At 55.4% G+C, this 16,670-nt stretch carries 19 protein-coding genes and 2 pseudogenes; 10 read left to right on the top strand and 11 right to left on the bottom strand.

Annotated features, from left to right (window positions below):
• Window positions 1-352 precede the first annotated feature (352 nt).
• The gene (locus AC2FJF_RS09400) at window positions 353-736 is read right to left on the bottom strand and encodes a Crp/Fnr family transcriptional regulator (RefSeq protein WP_496725216.1); all 384 of its coding nucleotides are present in this window, start codon (window positions 734-736) and stop codon (window positions 353-355) included.
• A pseudogene (locus tag AC2FJF_RS09405) lies at window positions 737-931 on the bottom strand (cyclic nucleotide-binding domain-containing protein); the annotation flags it as partial.
• A gap of 98 nt (window positions 932-1,029) precedes the next feature.
• On the opposite strand from AC2FJF_RS09405, the gene AC2FJF_RS09410 reads away from it, so the two are divergent.
• Window positions 1,030-1,659 carry a YrbL family protein gene (locus AC2FJF_RS09410; protein WP_496724930.1) on the top strand — a complete coding sequence of 210 codons (630 nt, stop codon included), beginning with the start codon at window positions 1,030-1,032 and terminating at the stop codon, window positions 1,657-1,659.
• Between the two features lie 130 nt (window positions 1,660-1,789).
• Here the strand turns inward: AC2FJF_RS09410 and AC2FJF_RS09415 are convergent, their stop codons facing one another.
• The gene (locus tag AC2FJF_RS09415) at window positions 1,790-2,395 is read right to left on the bottom strand and encodes a YrbL family protein (protein ID WP_496724932.1); all 606 of its coding nucleotides are present in this window, start codon (window positions 2,393-2,395) and stop codon (window positions 1,790-1,792) included.
• A gap of 191 nt (window positions 2,396-2,586) precedes the next feature.
• Between AC2FJF_RS09415 and AC2FJF_RS09420 the strand changes: the two genes are divergently transcribed.
• The 5 genes and pseudogenes from AC2FJF_RS09420 to AC2FJF_RS09440 all read left to right on the top strand — a co-directional run.
• A complete protein-coding gene (locus tag AC2FJF_RS09420; protein ID WP_496724934.1) occupies window positions 2,587-2,889 on the top strand; it encodes a hypothetical protein in 303 nt (100 codons plus the stop codon).
• A 122-nt stretch (window positions 2,890-3,011) separates the two neighbouring features.
• On the top strand, window positions 3,012-3,836 hold the full coding sequence (locus AC2FJF_RS09425) for an ABC transporter substrate-binding protein (RefSeq protein ID WP_496724936.1): 825 nt from the start codon (window positions 3,012-3,014) through the stop codon (window positions 3,834-3,836).
• The gene (locus tag AC2FJF_RS09430) at window positions 3,837-4,697 is read left to right on the top strand and encodes an amino acid ABC transporter permease (protein WP_109311164.1); all 861 of its coding nucleotides are present in this window, start codon (window positions 3,837-3,839) and stop codon (window positions 4,695-4,697) included. It abuts the gene before it with no gap.
• Window positions 4,694-5,425 carry an amino acid ABC transporter ATP-binding protein gene (locus tag AC2FJF_RS09435; protein ID WP_496724938.1) on the top strand — a complete coding sequence of 244 codons (732 nt, stop codon included), beginning with the start codon at window positions 4,694-4,696 and terminating at the stop codon, window positions 5,423-5,425. Before AC2FJF_RS09430 ends, AC2FJF_RS09435 begins: the two co-directional genes overlap by 4 nt.
• Before the next feature lie 276 nt (window positions 5,426-5,701).
• Window positions 5,702-6,050, top strand: a pseudogene (locus AC2FJF_RS09440) (hypothetical protein); the annotation flags it as partial.
• Window positions 6,051-6,113: 63 nt separating this feature from the next.
• Here AC2FJF_RS09440 and AC2FJF_RS09445 read toward each other — a convergent pair.
• The 3 genes from AC2FJF_RS09445 to AC2FJF_RS09455 are packed head-to-tail and all read right to left on the bottom strand — an operon-like array spanning window position 6,114 to window position 8,532.
• Window positions 6,114-7,193, bottom strand: a complete 1,080-nt coding sequence (locus tag AC2FJF_RS09445) for a helix-turn-helix domain-containing protein (RefSeq protein WP_496724940.1) — start codon at window positions 7,191-7,193, stop codon at window positions 6,114-6,116.
• 59 nt (window positions 7,194-7,252) lie between these two features.
• A complete protein-coding gene (locus AC2FJF_RS09450; protein ID WP_496724942.1) occupies window positions 7,253-7,999 on the bottom strand; it encodes a hypothetical protein in 747 nt (248 codons plus the stop codon).
• Window positions 7,996-8,532, bottom strand: coding sequence for an RNA polymerase sigma factor (locus AC2FJF_RS09455; RefSeq protein ID WP_496724944.1), 537 nt, complete (start codon window positions 8,530-8,532; stop codon window positions 7,996-7,998). Before AC2FJF_RS09455 ends, AC2FJF_RS09450 begins: the two co-directional genes overlap by 4 nt.
• Before the next feature lie 84 nt (window positions 8,533-8,616).
• Between AC2FJF_RS09455 and AC2FJF_RS09460 the strand changes: the two genes are divergently transcribed.
• The 3 genes from AC2FJF_RS09460 (at window position 8,617) to AC2FJF_RS09470 (ending at window position 10,926) form a co-directional block, all read left to right on the top strand.
• Entirely contained in the window at window positions 8,617-9,555 is a 939-nt protein-coding gene (locus tag AC2FJF_RS09460) for a c-type cytochrome (protein ID WP_496724945.1), read from the top strand.
• Between the two features lie 84 nt (window positions 9,556-9,639).
• The gene (locus AC2FJF_RS09465) at window positions 9,640-10,662 is read left to right on the top strand and encodes an Ldh family oxidoreductase (RefSeq protein WP_496724947.1); all 1,023 of its coding nucleotides are present in this window, start codon (window positions 9,640-9,642) and stop codon (window positions 10,660-10,662) included.
• 75 nt (window positions 10,663-10,737) lie between these two features.
• A complete protein-coding gene (locus AC2FJF_RS09470; protein WP_496724949.1) occupies window positions 10,738-10,926 on the top strand; it encodes a hypothetical protein in 189 nt (62 codons plus the stop codon).
• Here AC2FJF_RS09470 and AC2FJF_RS09475 read toward each other — a convergent pair.
• The 5 genes from AC2FJF_RS09475 to AC2FJF_RS09495 all read right to left on the bottom strand — a co-directional run bounded on the left by AC2FJF_RS09475 (window position 10,887) and on the right by AC2FJF_RS09495 (window position 15,410).
• Window positions 10,887-11,903: an alpha/beta fold hydrolase gene (locus AC2FJF_RS09475; RefSeq protein WP_496724951.1), complete on the bottom strand. Its 1,017-nt coding sequence runs from the start codon at window positions 11,901-11,903 to the stop codon at window positions 10,887-10,889. The two genes, AC2FJF_RS09470 and AC2FJF_RS09475, sit on opposite strands and share 40 nt — an antisense overlap.
• A gap of 16 nt (window positions 11,904-11,919) precedes the next feature.
• Window positions 11,920-13,359: a glutamine synthetase family protein gene (locus tag AC2FJF_RS09480; protein WP_496724953.1), complete on the bottom strand. Its 1,440-nt coding sequence runs from the start codon at window positions 13,357-13,359 to the stop codon at window positions 11,920-11,922.
• A gap of 102 nt (window positions 13,360-13,461) precedes the next feature.
• Window positions 13,462-13,860 (bottom strand): cupin domain-containing protein, encoded by a 399-nt coding sequence (locus AC2FJF_RS09485; RefSeq protein WP_108859955.1) that lies wholly within the window; start codon window positions 13,858-13,860, stop codon window positions 13,462-13,464.
• A gap of 4 nt (window positions 13,861-13,864) precedes the next feature.
• Entirely contained in the window at window positions 13,865-14,299 is a 435-nt protein-coding gene (gene gloA, locus AC2FJF_RS09490) for a lactoylglutathione lyase (RefSeq protein ID WP_085823161.1), read from the bottom strand.
• Between the two features lie 19 nt (window positions 14,300-14,318).
• Entirely contained in the window at window positions 14,319-15,410 is a 1,092-nt protein-coding gene (locus AC2FJF_RS09495) for an aromatic ring-hydroxylating oxygenase subunit alpha (RefSeq protein WP_496724955.1), read from the bottom strand.
• Window positions 15,411-15,867: 457 nt separating this feature from the next.
• Between AC2FJF_RS09495 and AC2FJF_RS09500 the strand changes: the two genes are divergently transcribed.
• Window positions 15,868-16,380 carry an Lrp/AsnC family transcriptional regulator gene (locus AC2FJF_RS09500; RefSeq protein WP_496724957.1) on the top strand — a complete coding sequence of 171 codons (513 nt, stop codon included), beginning with the start codon at window positions 15,868-15,870 and terminating at the stop codon, window positions 16,378-16,380.
• Window positions 16,381-16,670 lie beyond the last annotated feature (290 nt).

The raw sequence follows: 16,670 nt of genomic DNA on the forward strand, positions 1-16,670 counted from the left end.
ATCCCCCTCTCCTTGGGTTGCCAGCATGGTACGAGCACGTCGACCCCCGACATCTAAGTCGGCCGTCACCTGTCGCAAAGGTGTGTAGTTTGCAGTCAAATGGCTGAGAGGCTGATCAGAACTATCAGGCACAACTGAAGGCGCACATTTCACTCCGTCTTCAGTGCTCGACAAACCCCGCTGAATCTCTTTGAACAGCAGCGTTATCCCAGTTTCGTCGATTCTTATTTGGCCCGAGGCGACCTGGCGGCAATGCCGACCGAGTGGCATTCTAGGGGGCACTAAGATCTGCGCATAACCTGACCGATACATTCGATACCGCTTCGGAATTCCTGTGATAGCCTCACAGCGCTCAGGGTCTTGAAACGGCACCGTACTCCATTTCATGAAGCCGTTCGAGGAAGGATGCATTCAGAATAATGATTGAGCGATCCTGAATCCGAATTGCGTCGGCGCGCTCCCACTCTTTCAGGCATCGATTCACGTTGCTGCGGGTACTGCGGACCATACTCCCGATATCGGATTGCGTAACAAACGCCCCGATCCTGATCGCCTGCCGTCCGTCGACCGAGATCGGCTCGCCGACCTGACTGGCAACGCGCAACAAAGCTTCCGCAAGGCGCGCCGACAGGCTGTTCATTGTCAGACAACGCGTGGCGTCAACGAACGTTCGGAACCTTTCCGCGACCAGATCGCTCAGGGCCTGACAGGTCGACATATTGGAGCGGCTGAGCATGTTCAGAACATCTCTGCGAATGCGGTAGACAGTGACAGAATTCAGCGCGGTTGCGGTGCCTGCATATTGGCTTTTTTGGAATACACCCAACTCACCAAACGTGTCACCGGGGCGCAGAATAGCATAGGTAAACTCGGAACCGTTCCGTGTCAGGCTGCTCAGGCGGACATAACCATCGGCCAGAAAGTAAAGGTAGTTGGCGTCGTCTTATCGCTTTCAACGATCAAAAAACGACTTGCGTTGGTCTGTAATCAACTTAAACAGAAAAAATGAAATGCCACCAAAACCCCACCTTGCTTGAACTAGGAAACAGCCCTGTTATCGCGAAGGGAAACAGGCAATTCGTGTATGAACACCCATTTGATAAGGGGTTGCTGTTAAAGGTTCCACAACCTCATACGATGGACGCAGGTTCGAGGCTTGTAACCGACAAATGGTATGACCGGCTGTTTCGTAGAGCTACCGCTTTTAAAGGTTTCATGCGTGAGTTTGATGAAGCCTTTTTTCTGATGGTCCGCCATCAGGAAAGCCCGGATGTTATGCCCGTTTGCAGGGTGTTTGGCACTGCACCGACAGACAAGGGTCTGGCGCTGGTCTATGAACGCATTTCTGATCCGGATGGGCAGCTTTCCCCAAGTCTGTCTCAGTTAATCGCCGAAGATCGTCTCACCCCTCAGCATCTGAGCGATCTCGATAGACATTTCGACCAACTGTCAGATGAACGTGTCATCATAAGCAACAAGAACACTGGCAATCTTGTCTATCAAACATGGCCCGACGGATCCGGGCGATGGGTTTGGATTGACAGTTTTGGGTCTAAACAAGTCATTCCTCTGCGAAGATGGGTTCGCAGTTACAATGACCGCAAGCTCGGCCAAGTTCGAAAAAAGTTCTTTGATTTGATAGACGCCGCAAAAGGCTAATCGTCTGGCTAACCCAGTTGATTGTAGTCAACAGGTCCTTGTTGGTTCGGGCAGGAAGGCGCCTATTCGGCTGGTGGCTTATGAAGCGAAGCCAAATCGGCGCCAGTAGTTGGTCGCAGAGCGGGTGTTACTAGCTCAGACCAAATGCCTGGCCCATGCGCGTCCGACGACGCTCGATGGACTTGCGGAATGCTAAATCAGAAACCAGCGTCAGCGGAAACAGCACTCGTTCGCCCAAACCATCGATAACGACCAGCTTCCCATCGCGTTCTTGCGCCCGTACAATGTTTTCAAAACTCAGGTCGCCCACGATAATCCGGCCACGTTCAAGGTCGTCCATGAGTTCCATAAACTCACCGTGCAGCTGTTTGCGCTCTGACAAATCATCGCCCAATGCGGCCCGTTCAGACTCCAGCGTTGGTGCCAAATCACCATCTGGGCCGGTCATCTTTTCGACCACCAGTGCTGGTCCTTGAGATGTCGCAGCATACCCCATAAAATCCGCAAGGCGTTCAATCTCGGGGCAGCCTCGAGTCAGCGCGGCTAAGTATTCGTTTGCTTCCCGGTTCCACTGACGGAGGTTGCCATAGCGTCTCTCGGCATAACGAGGAATCACGTGGTTGCGCACCGGTTCATCCACTCTGACTTTCAACAGCGCGCGCTCAACAAACGGATGCTGATAAATCTCGTAGTTGCGGCTTCTTCGCATTGGCCGAATTTTACTTAAGTCTATCATGTTGTTTTGCCGATCCTAATAAAGAAGATCACTGATTACAGCGATCCTCTCAAACCAAAACCTCCAATTAGTCCTTTTCATTATTGAGGACAACCAGATGTCGAAGCCAATTGTTTAGTACCGGCATCCGGTGGACCGAATCGAGAATGAATCGATACGGTTCTTAAGTCCAGATTTTGCAGATTTTTCGTATGGAGCGAGGCGACTTGGTGTCTTCAATCGGTGGCGCAATTGTAGGCATATGGATTTCAGTCAAGTTCGAGCGAAGCTGGTCATGGCAGCTGGATGCCATTGACGGTCAAGGTGGTGTGGATCTGGCAGGGAACCGTTTCGAGCAGGTGCTCCAGAAAAGCTCAAGCTTCCTTTGTGTTTGCGATTTCCACCAGTTGAGCCGCAGCAAAGACGCAGGTCCAGCCAATGGCCAAATGTTTGCAACAGATCCCTTAACGAAATCGTTCGACCGGTTCCTGAGAAGTTTTGCGATTGGCCGCTAAATTCATTGTACCGTCTCTCATTCCAATGAAAATTCCCGGTCATCACACCGTGGGATCAAACGCCTAGACAAATCCCCCTGCGCATAAGAACCTGTGACCAAACAAAAACAGGGAGAAGATTGATGAAACTGATTGCTGGCCCAGCTCTGGCCTTACTTTTCTCGACGACCTCGGTGCTTGCTGCGGGCGATGGGACCTGCGCCAAAGGCAAGACCCTAACAGAGGGCACCCTGACAATCGCAACAGGTAATCCGGCCTACTATCCTTGGGTTATGAATGACGCGCCCGAAAGCGGCGAGGGATTCGAAGCCGCCGTCGCTTATGCAATCGCCGAAAAAATGGGCTTCGACCAGGACAATGTTACCTGGGTTCGTACAAGTTTTGACGAGGCGATTCAGCCCGGCGCTAAGAACTTTGACTTCAACATGCAGCAGTACTCGATCACTCCCGAACGGGAAGAAATGGTTGATTTCAGCCTGCCCTATTACACCTCGGCCATGGCGGTTCTGACCACCCAGAACGTTGTCGATTCCGGCGCAGAAGCGACGTTGGACGGCCTCAAGGATTTGAAGTGGGGCGCTGTGGCCACGACGACAGCGATCCCGATGCTGAACGACGTGATCCAGCCGTCTAGTGAACCGCTGCTTTACAACGACAATGCTGATGTGAATGCGGCCATCATGGCTGGCCAGATCGATGCCGCAATTTATGACCTTCCTACGGCACTCTATCTGTCGGCCGTCGTGGTCGAAAACGGTGCATTGCTTGGCCAGTTCCCTGCGGGGCAATCCGAAAGTCCTGATCAGTTCGGCGTTTTGATGGAAGAGGGCAACGCGTTGAAGGAATGCGTCAACGCGGCCATCACAGAACTGACCGAAAGCGGCGAGCTTTCCGCGATTGAAACCCAATGGCTTTCCGAGGCTACAGGTGTGCCGGTCATCGAGTAGATGGAAGAAACGTCATTGCAAAAAGACTCGGTTGAACGCCCTGCCGCGACGCCCACGCGTCGCGAGGTTTATGAAGCTGAGGTACGGCGTCGCTCAAATCGCATCGCGCTGATTTCAGTGGTCAGCGTGGCTCTTGCCATCGTCGTCCTCGTCCCCCTCGCGCCCGGTTGGGAGGCCGTACAACGCTCGTTTTTTAACGGCCGGGTTTTCGCCGAGACGTTTCCTGGATTGCTCGAAGCCTTTCTGATGAACGTGATGATTTTTGCCTGGTCTGCACCGCTTATCGCGATCACGGGTCTGGTTATCGCGCTGTGTCGGGACACGCGCGCACCAGCACTTTTTCCGCTGCGGCTTTTCGGCATTGCATATACGGACATCTTCCGCGGCCTGCCCGTGGTTCTTGTTATCTACATTATTGGCTTTGGCGTGCCCGGGTTGGGCCTGCCGAGGCCCTGGAACAGCCCCTACATTTGGGGCACGCTGGCGCTGGTTTTGGTCTATTCGGCCTATGTGGCCGAAGTGATCCGCTCGGGCATTGACTCTATCCATCAGTCGCAGCGATCCGCCGCGGCCTCGTTGGGGCTAAGCGATCAGGACACCATGCGCTATGTGGTCCTGCCACAGGCCATACGAAACGTCGTTCCTGCAAATATGAACCTGTTCATCGCTTTGCAGAAGGACGTGGCGCTTTTGTCCTTTATCGGCCCGGTTGAGATTTTCCGTCAGGCTGGTGTTTACAAATCGCTCTATGCCAATTTTACGCCTTATGTGGGCGCAGCGCTTATCTTTCTTGCGCTGACCATACCAGCAACGCGGTATGCGGACTACCTTATGAACAAGCAGAACAGGGCCCGTACATGACAGCGAAGCTATCCTTGCGCGGGGTGCGGAAACGGTTCGATGATCACGAGGTATGCAAGGGCATTGACCTGGATGTAGCTGAGGGCGAGATGGTGTGCCTGATTGGCGCCTCAGGCTCTGGCAAATCCACACTCTTGCGCTGCATGAACCTGCTTGAACCCATCGATGACGGCGAGATCTGGCTGGACGGGAAAGACATCTCTGAACCGGGACTTGACCCACAGCCGGTGCGTCAACAGATCGGCATTGTGTTCCAGAGCTACAACCTCTTTCCTCACATGACAGCGGCAGAGAACGTAATGCTCGCGCCACGTCGTGTACGCGGGCTGAGCAGAGATGACCTGCGCCCGAAGGTGACCCAGCTTTTCACGCGCTTTGGGCTGGGTGACCGGATGGAGCACTATCCAGACCAGCTATCGGGCGGTCAGCAGCAGCGGGTGGCTATCATCCGCGCGCTGGCGATGGAGCCGCAGATCATGTTGTTTGACGAGATTACAAGCGCGCTGGATCCCGAGCTGGTAGGCGAGGTTCTGGACGTGCTGAGGGACCTGCGAAAGCAGGGTATGACCATGGTACTTGCCACCCACGAAATGGGCTTTGCACGCGAGCTGGCGGACAAAGTGTGTTTCCTGGACGCCGGACGCATCCTGGAGCAAGGCCCGCCCGAGGTGCTCTTTTCCCAACCAAGCGAACCGCGCACCAAGGCATTCCTGTCGCGCGTGTTGTGATACCGCGGATATCGTGCAGCGTCACGCCTGGGGCCTATGTTAAACAATGTACCGGTATTCCAAACCGATGCTCATCTGCGTTTCCCACCCACGTCCAATTCGTAGGTTCTGCCAAGGCAGGCGGCTTAAATTACATGAATGAAAAGCCTATTTTGCGTGACACAATATCGACACGCTATCGATCAGCGTCAGCGGATTGTTAGCCAGTGCTTGCACTAGGATTTCACGTTCACCAGACAAGGCATAGTTTCGAGGCTGAGGCATGCACAATGGAAACCGACCGACGCACGCCAGTCCTTCATTCTTGATTGTGGAACCAAATTCTCAGATTGGCAGCGTCTAAGTGACGGGATCGGCGCGGATGACTGGTTTTGCGACCCACAAGCGGCTTATCAAAATGCACCGTCGAAACCACTCACAATAGGCTACGAAAACAGCTTCGAAGATCGAATGACCCGTCGGCGCTAAAAAATCGATACTTTGTCATCCCATCATTTCTAAGCCGTGCAAATGTTTCGGTTACGGAACATCTGCAGAAGTCTTCGAAAGCAACCCGATGGAAACACTGAACTGGATGACCCGACAAGATACGTCCGAGATCGCGCTTCAACGTGGGTTCACGTGAATTTATCTGAATGAATTGGGGTTTTCACCCTGCCGACCGGGCAATTCGCAGTTTGTTCAGAGGCTACAGTGCAGCTGTCCAGACCCGGTAACGCCCCTGCCCCGTTACCTCTCGGATCAAACCCCGGTTCATAAAACGGTCGATATTGCGTTGCACCGCAGCGCGCGAAGCCTGTGTCAGGGCCTCGGCCAGCGGTGCCGACACCATGGGCCATGCGGTCAGCGCGTCGATCAGGCGCGGTGGCGTGCGGCCGCTCAGGTCACTTGTCGCCTCGCGGGCGCGCTGATCCCAGGCGCTGACCCGATCCAGGTGCAACAAAGCCGCTAATATCGACTGCCCTGCCCCCCTGATCCAGGCCGCGAGTTTTTCCTGCGGCTCACCAACCCCACGCAACGCCCCCGGACCCGACAACGCCAACGGCATGAAGATCGCTCCACCCCGCCCCATCGACGCAGCATGTCGGGCTGCAATGATCGCTGCCTCAGTGTCCTGACCAGGGCTTTCCGAAAGGGCGCGCCAAGCATGAAACCCGATGGCTGCCTGCGTGACGGGATGCAAGCCTTCCACATTCTGCATAATCTCAGCCAAATCGGCGACGGCCTCTGGCATGTCTTCGATGCCCTGTGCCATGCGATCAAGAAACGCGGTCAGGCCAGTCGCCCAGCCGCCCTCTGATGGCCCAGCCCCTGCAGTTAGTCGGCGCACAGCCCAGCCTGCCCGGAACATCGCCTGGACATCATCGCCGGTTGCGCCAATCCGTAATCCCACCCACAACGCAAGCCGGTCGACACCGATCCTATCCCCTGTCCACCAACCCAGATCAGACACATCCATCAGCGCCAGCCGGTGTCCCCACCCGGTCGGGCCTGCGCGCAAACGTTCGTCCAACGCCCCGAACGTGGCCGCCAGTTCGGCCAGTTCATAAGACAGCTCGGCCTGGGCCGCACGCCAGTCCCTTGGATCAAACAGCAGGCGGCGATCGACCACCGGACCGGGCGGCAGAAAAACATCCTGCGCCAGGTCCTCATCCGGGGGGAGGAACCAAAGATCATCATCCTCAGGCGGATCTGTGTCATAGATGCTGGGAGGACCAACCACATCGTCGTCGTCGTCCGGGTCCGGCATCACAGGTTTCGTCGTCATGCCCGCTATATTTCGGACATTTCGTGCGGTTCACAAGACGTATTTCGCCCTGCCCCCGGTTAGCCGGCGAATGTTGTCGTCAGAATGTCCAGTTGCTGGTCAAGATCGGTCTGCTCGCTGCTGCCGATCAGCATATAGCCATATCCATCCTGCGCCCATGTCGCAGTGGCAACACCACTTATCGCCGCAAGTTCGACATCCTTTGCCGGCGCACCTTCACCCTGACGGATCACACAAAACGCCAGCGGCTGACCCTGATCATCCGCGAAGACCACCTGAATCAGAGGTTTCCCCTTAAAAGACAGAACCTGAGCACGTTTCAATTCCAATCCGGGCAGCGTCTCAAGCGCATCCCGGTTAAGCGACCGGCCCAGCTGTGCCTCAGCCCGCGCAAATTGCGCATCAAGCGCAACCGGAGAATTGTCCAACGATGCAATCGTGTCCGGCGAATAAAGTGACTGGTAGATTGCCGCCTGTTCGGCCCACCCCATCGGCTCGGGGCGTGTGGCCCAGAAAGTTGCGGACACGGCCACGATCGTCACTGACGCCGCAACTGCCATCAAGCGCCAGGGGCCGCCCGAGGTGCGGACGGTACTGACCGGCATTGGTTGCGGCAATTCAATCTGTGGCGCGTCTGCAGGAATGTTTTCGAACACTGATTGAACCACAGGTGCCAGCAGGTCCAGTGTCATCAGGCGTTGTTCCAGCGCAAGATCGGTCTCGATCGCCGCTTCGATTGCGGCGGCCTCGGCCGCATCCGCATTGCCTTCCAGATACGCCTTCAGCGTCTCGTCGGAAAACTTCATTTGCCACTCCGTCGAACGGTGTCTGCCGCATCATGCTGCATCACGTTTTTCAGTTTCTGCCGGGCGTTAGACAACCGGCTCATAATAGTCCCTATCGGAACCTCCAGCAACGCGGCGGCCTCGCGGTAGCTATATCCCTCAACAAACACAAGCATGACTGTCTCCCGCTGCGCTTCTGGCAACTGCATCACTTGTGTAAACACCTCAGCGGCGAAAATATTCGTTTCTGAATCCGGTCCGACCGAAATTAATTCGGCTTCGGGCGTCACGGACAGCGCTTGGGCCTTGCGCACCGAGCGTGCGCGCACCTCGTTCAGCCAGATCGAGCGGCAGATCGTCATCAGCCAACTGTCCAACCGATCATGCGATGTGACCTGATGATGACGCTCCAACGCTCGCAAACACGTCGATTGCAAAAGATCATCTGCAACGTCCGACGCCCCCGATAGTGCAAGACCAAACCGCCAGACCCGCTTGGAATGCGTCTGGATTGCGCCGCGCACGGCCTGTTCGGAGTTAATTTCGGGACTCATCGAATAAATCGCGACCTGTGTGTGTTTGTCATTCACGGACCGGGCCCGCGTGGTCAGGACTGACATACAAGATGGAGGAAGGAAATGAAACTTCTGTTGAAGGCGGTCACAATCGCGTCGACAATTGTTGCAACCCCTGTTCTGGCACAGAACTGGACGCTGGACCCTGAAGGCTCGCAACTGGCTTATGGTTCGATCAAAAAAGACACCGTAGGTGAGGTCAATTCTTTCACAAAACTCTCTGGTCTTGTCAGCCCTGATGGCAAAGCTGAGATTGAAATCGATCTTTCCTCGGTTGAGACCAATGTCGATATCCGCAACGAACGCATGATCGAACACGTATTCCGCAATGCCGGCACCGCGTCGCTTGTCGCAGAGTTCGATATGCAGGAGGTTTCGGCACTTGCAGTAGGCGAAACCACGACAGTCGATGCCGAGGCGGTTTTGTCCCTGGTGGGCAGGAATATCGAATTTGATGCCGAGATGTTTGTTGCCCGGCTATCCGATACCTCTGTGATGGTATCCACCAATGACATGGTGTTCATCAGCACGGAAGACGCAGGCGTAAACGCGGGTATCGACAAATTGCTGGAATTGGCCGATCTGCCGAGCATAACCAGAACCGTTCCGGTCACGGCGCGATTTATCTTCAAGTCGGAAAAACAAGAGGCCGCAGCCGCGCCAGTGTCATCTGTTGCAGTCGCCGCTGTCGATGGAGACATCAAGGCGGGCAAGAAAGTGTTTCGCAAATGCAGGGCTTGCCATCAGCTGAAACAGGGTCTGCACGAAGTTGGTCCATCGCTTTTCGGAATTATTGGTGCAGCCGCTGGTCAGACCCCGGGATACAGCTACTCGAACCCATTGCGACAGTCTCGTACCGTTTGGACAACCGACACGCTGGCTGCCTTTCTGGCTGATCCCAAAAGTTCCATCCCCGGAAACAGGATGCAGTTCTCTGGCCTGAGAAACGCCAAAGACATCGCAGACGTCATTGCCTATCTTCAATCTGAATCGCGGGGGTGACCCCCGCCCCGGTAAAAACCGGGTTTCCATTGTCCGCAGTGCCACGCTATCCATTGTGCAACTCAGACAAGGGAGACGCGCGGCATGAGCGACACGGTCACACTGACACTGGACGAGATCCGGGACCTCAGCCTGTCCATCCTGGCCAAGTCGGGGTTTGGCCCGGAACATGCGGCGGCCATTGCCGATGTATTGACGACCTGCCAGATCGACGATTGCCAATCTCATGGGTTGTTCCGCCTGTTCATGTGCAATGACACCATGAAGGCAGGCAAGATTGACGGGCATGTGGCCCCGGTTGTTGCGCCTTCGGATAATGCCATTGTTCGTGTTGATGCGCGCGGCGGCATGTCTTTGCTGGCTTTCCGTGAAGCGTTGCCTGTGCTTATCGAAAAGACCCGCACCCACGGCATTGCTGCAATGGCAATCAATCACTGTTTTCACTTCTCGGCCCTTTGGCCCGAAGTGGAAAGTCTGTCTTCAGAAGGTCTGGCCGCGATGGCGATGGTGCCCAGCCACAGCTGGGTCGCACCGGCTGGGGGAACTCGGGGCAGTCTGGGTACGAACCCTTTGGCTTTCAGCTGGCCGCGCCAGGGCAAAGATCCGTTTACTTTTGATTTTGCGACCAGCGCCTTTGCCCGTGGTGAGATCGAGCTCTATCGCCGGGCAGGCAAGCCCCTGCCCGAAGGCGTGGCCATAGACAAGGACGGCAATCCGACCACCGATCCGCAAACTGCGATGGAGGGCGCGATGCTGACCTTCGGCAGCTACAAAGGGTCTGCCCTGTCGATCATGATCGAGCTGTTGGCTGGTCCGTTGATCGACGACCTGACCAGCCTCGAAAGCATGGAATTTGCGGAAGGCCAAGGCGGAGCGCCCTATCATGGCGAGGTCATTCTGGCCTTTGACCCCGCACAGTTCAGCGGTGGTCGTGCTGCAGCAAATGATGAGCGCGCCGAACGTTTATTTACCGATATCATCGATCAGGGTGCGCGCTTGCCGTCGCAAAGACGTTTCGCGGCGCGCGCACGCAACACGTCCCGCGGTTACGTTGAGATCGCAAAAACCATGCACGACGATTTGCTGGTTTTGGCCGAACAGGCTTAACGGCTTCGATCGTCTCTTTCCCTTGGTGGAGCGGCTGGCCAAGAAGTGCCTCCCAAATGAATTCAGGGGGCATCCTTGGACCGCATCGCCCGCACCATCGCCACCGAAATCAACGCCCGCCCTGAACAGGTCGCTACAGCGAATGGCGGAAAATCGGGCTGCGCCCGCAGCATCACGATTGGCTACTGGATGTCGGCTGCGATCCCCCAATTTTTCACCAAGCGTTACTCTTCTAAAAGTTCACGAATATTGGCATCTAACTGAGCCGTGAAACCTTTGTCATTGCCTGGGTTGGCAGCGCAATGACCCCAAGGGGAATTGTAAGGGCGGAAGATGGCGCGAGGTATGTGGTGGGCCTCAAATTCATTGTCCTCTGGAGGGAAATAGAGGTCCTGAGTACAGGGCATCAGAATGGCACGAGCCTTGATGGCACTCAGCGCCAGTTCGTAATCCCCATTGTAAAGCGGCCCGGCTGAGATGTCGCCTGCCTGCCATGTGGCAAGCTTGGCCAGCAGATTGTTTGCATCCCAGCCCTGCACATGGTCCTGTTCCCAATCCTGCATCAGCTCTTCAATCGATTGGAATCCCAGCTGCCGATATAGCCCCTCGCGATAGAAGGTCTGAGAGAAGGCCCAGCCTGCGTAAACCCGGCCAAAGGCTCTAAGCCCGGCCTCAGGTGGGCTGTCATAATTGCCGCCGTTCCAACTCTGATCCGCGCAAAGGGCGGCCTTGACCCCCTCGAGGAAGACGAAATTATGCGGTGAGGTTTTGGCTGAGGCGCAGAAAGGCAGGATCGCCTGCACTATGTCCGGGTATTGCGCCGCCCACTGGTAGGATTGGCAGCCCGCCATTGACCAGCCCGCGACAAGGGCGATTTTATCGATCCCCAGGTGATCATGGATCAACCGATGCTGGGCAGTGATGTTGTCCCACATCTGCACCAAGGGAAAACGCGGGCCGTCCTGCGGCGCAGGCGCATTCGATGGCGACGACGAACGACCATTGCCGAACAGGTTCGGGCTGACGATGAAATGGCGGCTTGGATCAATCGCGCGACCCGGGCCAAAGAACCCCTCGTTACGGGAATTTGTGCCTGTGTAAAACGTGGGCAGAACGATGACGTTGTCACGGGCGGCCGACAATGTGCCATAGGTCTGATAGGCAAGCCTGGCATCCTTCAATACCTCGCCCGACAAAAGTGGAAGGTCGCCAAGCTCGTATATCTCAAAGTCCGACACCATCTGGTCATCTCCTGCCTCAGTAGAGTCGCAAATATTCCTGCACTTCCCAATCGGTGACCGATTGGTGATACCGCTCCCACTCGTCGTTTTTGTATTCGAGATATGAATTACGCATCACCGGACCCATCACATGTTCCGCCATGGCATCGCCACGCAAGGCCTCGATCGCGTTAAACAGGGTCCGCGGCAATCGGCGGATTCCGAGCTCGGCAAGTTCAGCTTCGGTCTTTGAGTAGAGATCAAAATCCGTTGGTTCGCCCGGATCGGTCTTTTCTTTGATCCCCTTCACACTGCAGCTCAGATGCATCGCCATTGCCAGATAGACGTTCATGGTCATGTCGCAGGCACGGTTTTCGATGCAGTGACGGCTTTGCGGCAGGCGGAACTGGGCCGAGCGATTGTTGAAGCCATATGTGATATTGGTCGGAGCCCAGGTGACGGTGCCGCCTTCAAAACCTCCAACGCGCGGCACCAACCCGTTATAGGAGTTCACGGTCGGACAGGTGATCGCCGTGATTGCTTCGGCATGCTGCATCAGCCCGCCAACAGCCCAGCGGCTTTCGTCGCTCCAGTTGCCATCGGGTGTCTCAAAAATGTTTTCGCCGGGGCGACTTTCATGCTGCATCGACATGTTGATATGCGCCCCGGACCGCCAGTCCCCCACAGTTGGCTTGGGCATGAAGGTCACAAACAACCCATGCTGTTTGGCCACCTCTTTCAACGTGATGCGCAGAAAAGCCAACCGGTCAGACATTTCCAGCAGGTTGGTATAGTGGAAATCAAGCTCAAACTGGGAATATGCACCCTCGGCCACCACGTCATGCAGGTTCCATCCCAAACCTTCGATGATGTCGATCAGGGTTTTAAGGAATGGCATCGAGTCGATGGAATACTCAACATCATAGCCAAATGCCTGACGACGTGGACGAAGCCCATCTGCAGGGTCATCGTCAAATGCCTTTACCGGCTGCCCGGCGTCGTCATATTTCATCACGATAAACTCGGGTTCTACCCCGGCGTAACCAGTGTACCCTTCCAGCGCGGCCTCGTGCATGGCACGTTTCAGGGCCTGACGCGGGCAGACATTATAGGGTGCGTCTTCCCAGTAGAGATCCGAGAAGATGATCGCCATCGATGTGTCCCACGGACAGACGTAGACGGCATCGAGATCCGGAACCACCACCTGATCGCTGTCGGCGGGGCTTAGCTCGGGCACGTACGAAATCGAATGCACCGCGAATTGCGGGCCTTTTCCAAGGCATAGCGGTTCAAAATCACTCATTGGTACGGGTTTGGTTTTTGGAATACCGTGCAGGTCAATCCAGGCGGCCATCACGTATTTGACACCAGCCTCCTCCAGACGTTGCCGTACCTCTGCGATACGCGGGCGGTTACGCTCGACAGCGTCATGGAAAGTCTCGTAGTAGATGCGGGTGCTGGCATTATCTTTGGGCATTCGGCGTCCTCCCATCGAATGGCAATCAGATTTGGTTCACCGAGGGTGACCCCTCAGTGTTGGTGCTGGTTTCGGTTGTTCTGTCGCTCAGCGAAAAGGTGTTCAGCCGGGGACAAAATCGTCTGGGTCGATGCCCGGAACCTGCGTGATCCCGGCAAGCTGTTTCCAGTTGTGAGGGTAGGCGGCATAGAAGATCACGCATTTGCCGTCCGACTCGTAGGAAATGTGGTTGTCCTTGGGGACAAACAGCACGTCACCACGATTGCAAACATAGCTTTTGCCATCGCAAACAAGTCGGAACGTGCCCTCAAGGCAATAAATGATCTCGTCGCAGGTCAGATCCCAAGGCACCTTGATATTGTTCAGGACGTTGATGCCACCGCACATGGACTTGCTGAATTCGCTGGTGACCATCGGTTTGATGTAGGTGTCGCTGTCGCCCATCGAGTCGTAGCGATTTTGAACCAGATCGAATTTGAAAAGTTGAGGTGTGTCACCCATTTGGTCAGCCTTCCTGTGCCAGGTGTTTCAGTATGGATTCGTTCAATTCGACCTTGTAACCGTCAGGGTCCTCGCAAAAGGCGATGACCCTAGTGCCGTTTTTCATTGGCCCCGGTGGACGGGTGATGTTTACCCCCGCTGCAGCCAGCTGTTCGCACGCGGCATAAACATCCGGCGTTTCGATGCAGATGTGACCCCAGCCGTCGCCTTTGTCATAAGGCGTGCCCTGATCCCAATTGGCGGTCAGCTCCAACGTGGGAAATTCGGCCTCAGGCCCATAACCGATAAAGGTATTGGTGAATTTGCCTTCGGGGTAATCCGTGCGCCGCTGCACTTCCATACCCAGAATTCCGCAATAGAAGTCCAGTGACTTCTCCATATCTGTGACCCGCATCATCGTATGGGCCAGACGAAACCCTTTTGATATGGACTTGTTCATCGATATTGTTCCTTCTTTCTTAAGCACCGGCCACATCACGCTCGATCAGATCCTGAAAGGCGCGGACGCTGTCCTCCCAGGCGGGCGACAACAGCCCCCCATCCTCAGCAACCGGGGATTTGCGGCCCTCAAACATGCGCTCAACCATCTCGTGATCTTCCTTGTGGACATCCCACCATAGGTTTTTGAGGGCTTGTACTTCCTCGGCGCTCAGTTCCTGGCCTTCCGTTGTGTAAAGAGCTCGGTACTGGCGCATTTTTCCGGCACCGATGGGCACGTTCAGATAGACGCCCAGCTGATCCGGGAAATAGCGGCCCAGAATGAAATTGGGGTACAGCGTCAGATAGCGAGAGCTGACGCCCAGACTGCCGGATGTGCCCAATTCTTCGTTCAGATCCACGGCGCTGCCGATGCAGTTGCCATCGATGAGCGTATAGTGGTTTTCCAACGGCTGATCGGTGGTTGAGGCATGGACAAACTGGACGTGGTAAGGCTCGATAAAGTTCTCCATGATCAGCTTCCAGTTGGTGCCAATCTCACCAAAGTCGAGCAGGCCAATTGGTTCCACTCTGGTGAAATCCATCCCCTCCAGCCGGCTGATCAAAGGCGCGGCATAATCTTCGAAATCAGGCGCGTTCCCATCAAGATTGACGAAAATCCAATCATGCCAGACATGGGTGCGCACGGGCTTCAGGCGGTGCGCTTTGATGTCAAACCCGTCGAACTCCTGCTTTCCGGTTCCGGCAAAATGCGGTGCAGCACGCAGGTGGCCATCCAGATCATAGGCCCAGGCATGATAGGGGCAGCGGATCAGCTTGCCGACATTCTTGGGCTTGTCGACCAATGTCATGCAGCGGTGCAGGCAAACATTGTGAAACACCTGAATATCGCCATCACGACCGCGCACCGCCAGCAGTGGCAAGTCTGCGCAGGTGATTGGATGTGCATCACCGGGATTGGCCATCTGATGGGCAAAGCCGATGAACACCCAGTTCTTTGCCAGGACAGTCTGGCATTCCCTCTGCCAGAACTCTTCGCTGCGATATGCCCCGGCAGTCAGCCCGTGCTGAGGCCCGCCAACGGCCTGCGCTCTTTCCTCGGCAATTGTCATTTGTCCTCCCTTCGACACTGCCACCAGCACCCGCCTGTTCAACGGTATGCGCATGGTTTCCACCGTTTCTCGCGGTCTTCCTACTTGCCGGCTCTGTCTCGCCGCGCCGGGACTTGAGGTTTTGACTGCGAATATCGAATTTCTCGTCCAGTTTTTTCCGTTTTTCGCGACTAATTGGAATTCTGAGGCAAGAATCAGAAATAATCTGGTCAAAAAACGGCATAGTGGTACGAATTTCGCATAGCGGGATCGTGTGGATTGCGAAAGGCGCAATTCCAACGGAATTTTACAGAAAATCTGGCAATCGACTCGCGTCACCGTCCTTGGAATCTACGGTGTCGAGGGCAATGGATGTCGTTTTCTGCACTTCCCGCCACAGAATTCACAGGGGAGAATTGCGGATTTCGATGTCCTCACCTAGTCTCAGCTACGAATGCAGCAATCGAGCATCGGGTATATGGCAGTCAAAAAGCAATCAAACATGCGCGCCACCGCACAGAGCATTAGGTCCCCAAAGGATGACTTGAACCAACAGATCATCCGGCTACTGCAGCAAGATGGCCGGATGGCCTTTTCTGAGATTGCGCAGCAGTTGAACGTGTCCGAAGGAACCATCCGCAACAGGGTGAGCGGTCTGCGAGACAATAACATGTTGCGGATCGTCGCGATGTCCGATCCTGTGGCCACGGAGTACACAACCGACGCGATGATCGGGTTGAATGTGGCTGTTGGTGTGACCCCACGCCAGGTGGCGGAGCGGCTTGAAAAGAACCCGAGGGTAGTTTTCATCCTGTGGGTCGCGGGCCGTTATGACCTGATTATCGAACTCGTCAGCGACGACGGTGACGCACTAAAGGAATTTCTTGAACATGAAATCCACGCGAGTGACGATATTGCCAAGGCCGACGTTATGCCGGGGCTGCAAAATTTCAAGAACCAGTTCCTGCTTAAGCAGGGTGTGAGGGAATGACTAGGGAGCTGTCCACAGATGGAAATGCCGGCGACACATAGTTCTGCCTCCAGCGAATGAACTCATCCATTTTCGCAGCGCGTCCTTCATCCAGCATCTAAACCGATTTCTTTGATCCTGACCTCGATTTGGCAAAATTGGCGCTGATTTGTAGATCAGACGCCGAAGACGACTGTTCCTGTTGATCTGCCACGTGGCGGTCGCGGATACCGTTCATCGCCACGATGTGAGGGCCGGATTTCGGAGCCCCCGCGAGATTGTTCGCACCCGAAAAAAGCGGAACGGTGAAC

The organism is Ruegeria sp. CDSB013 (genome assembly GCF_059611165.1).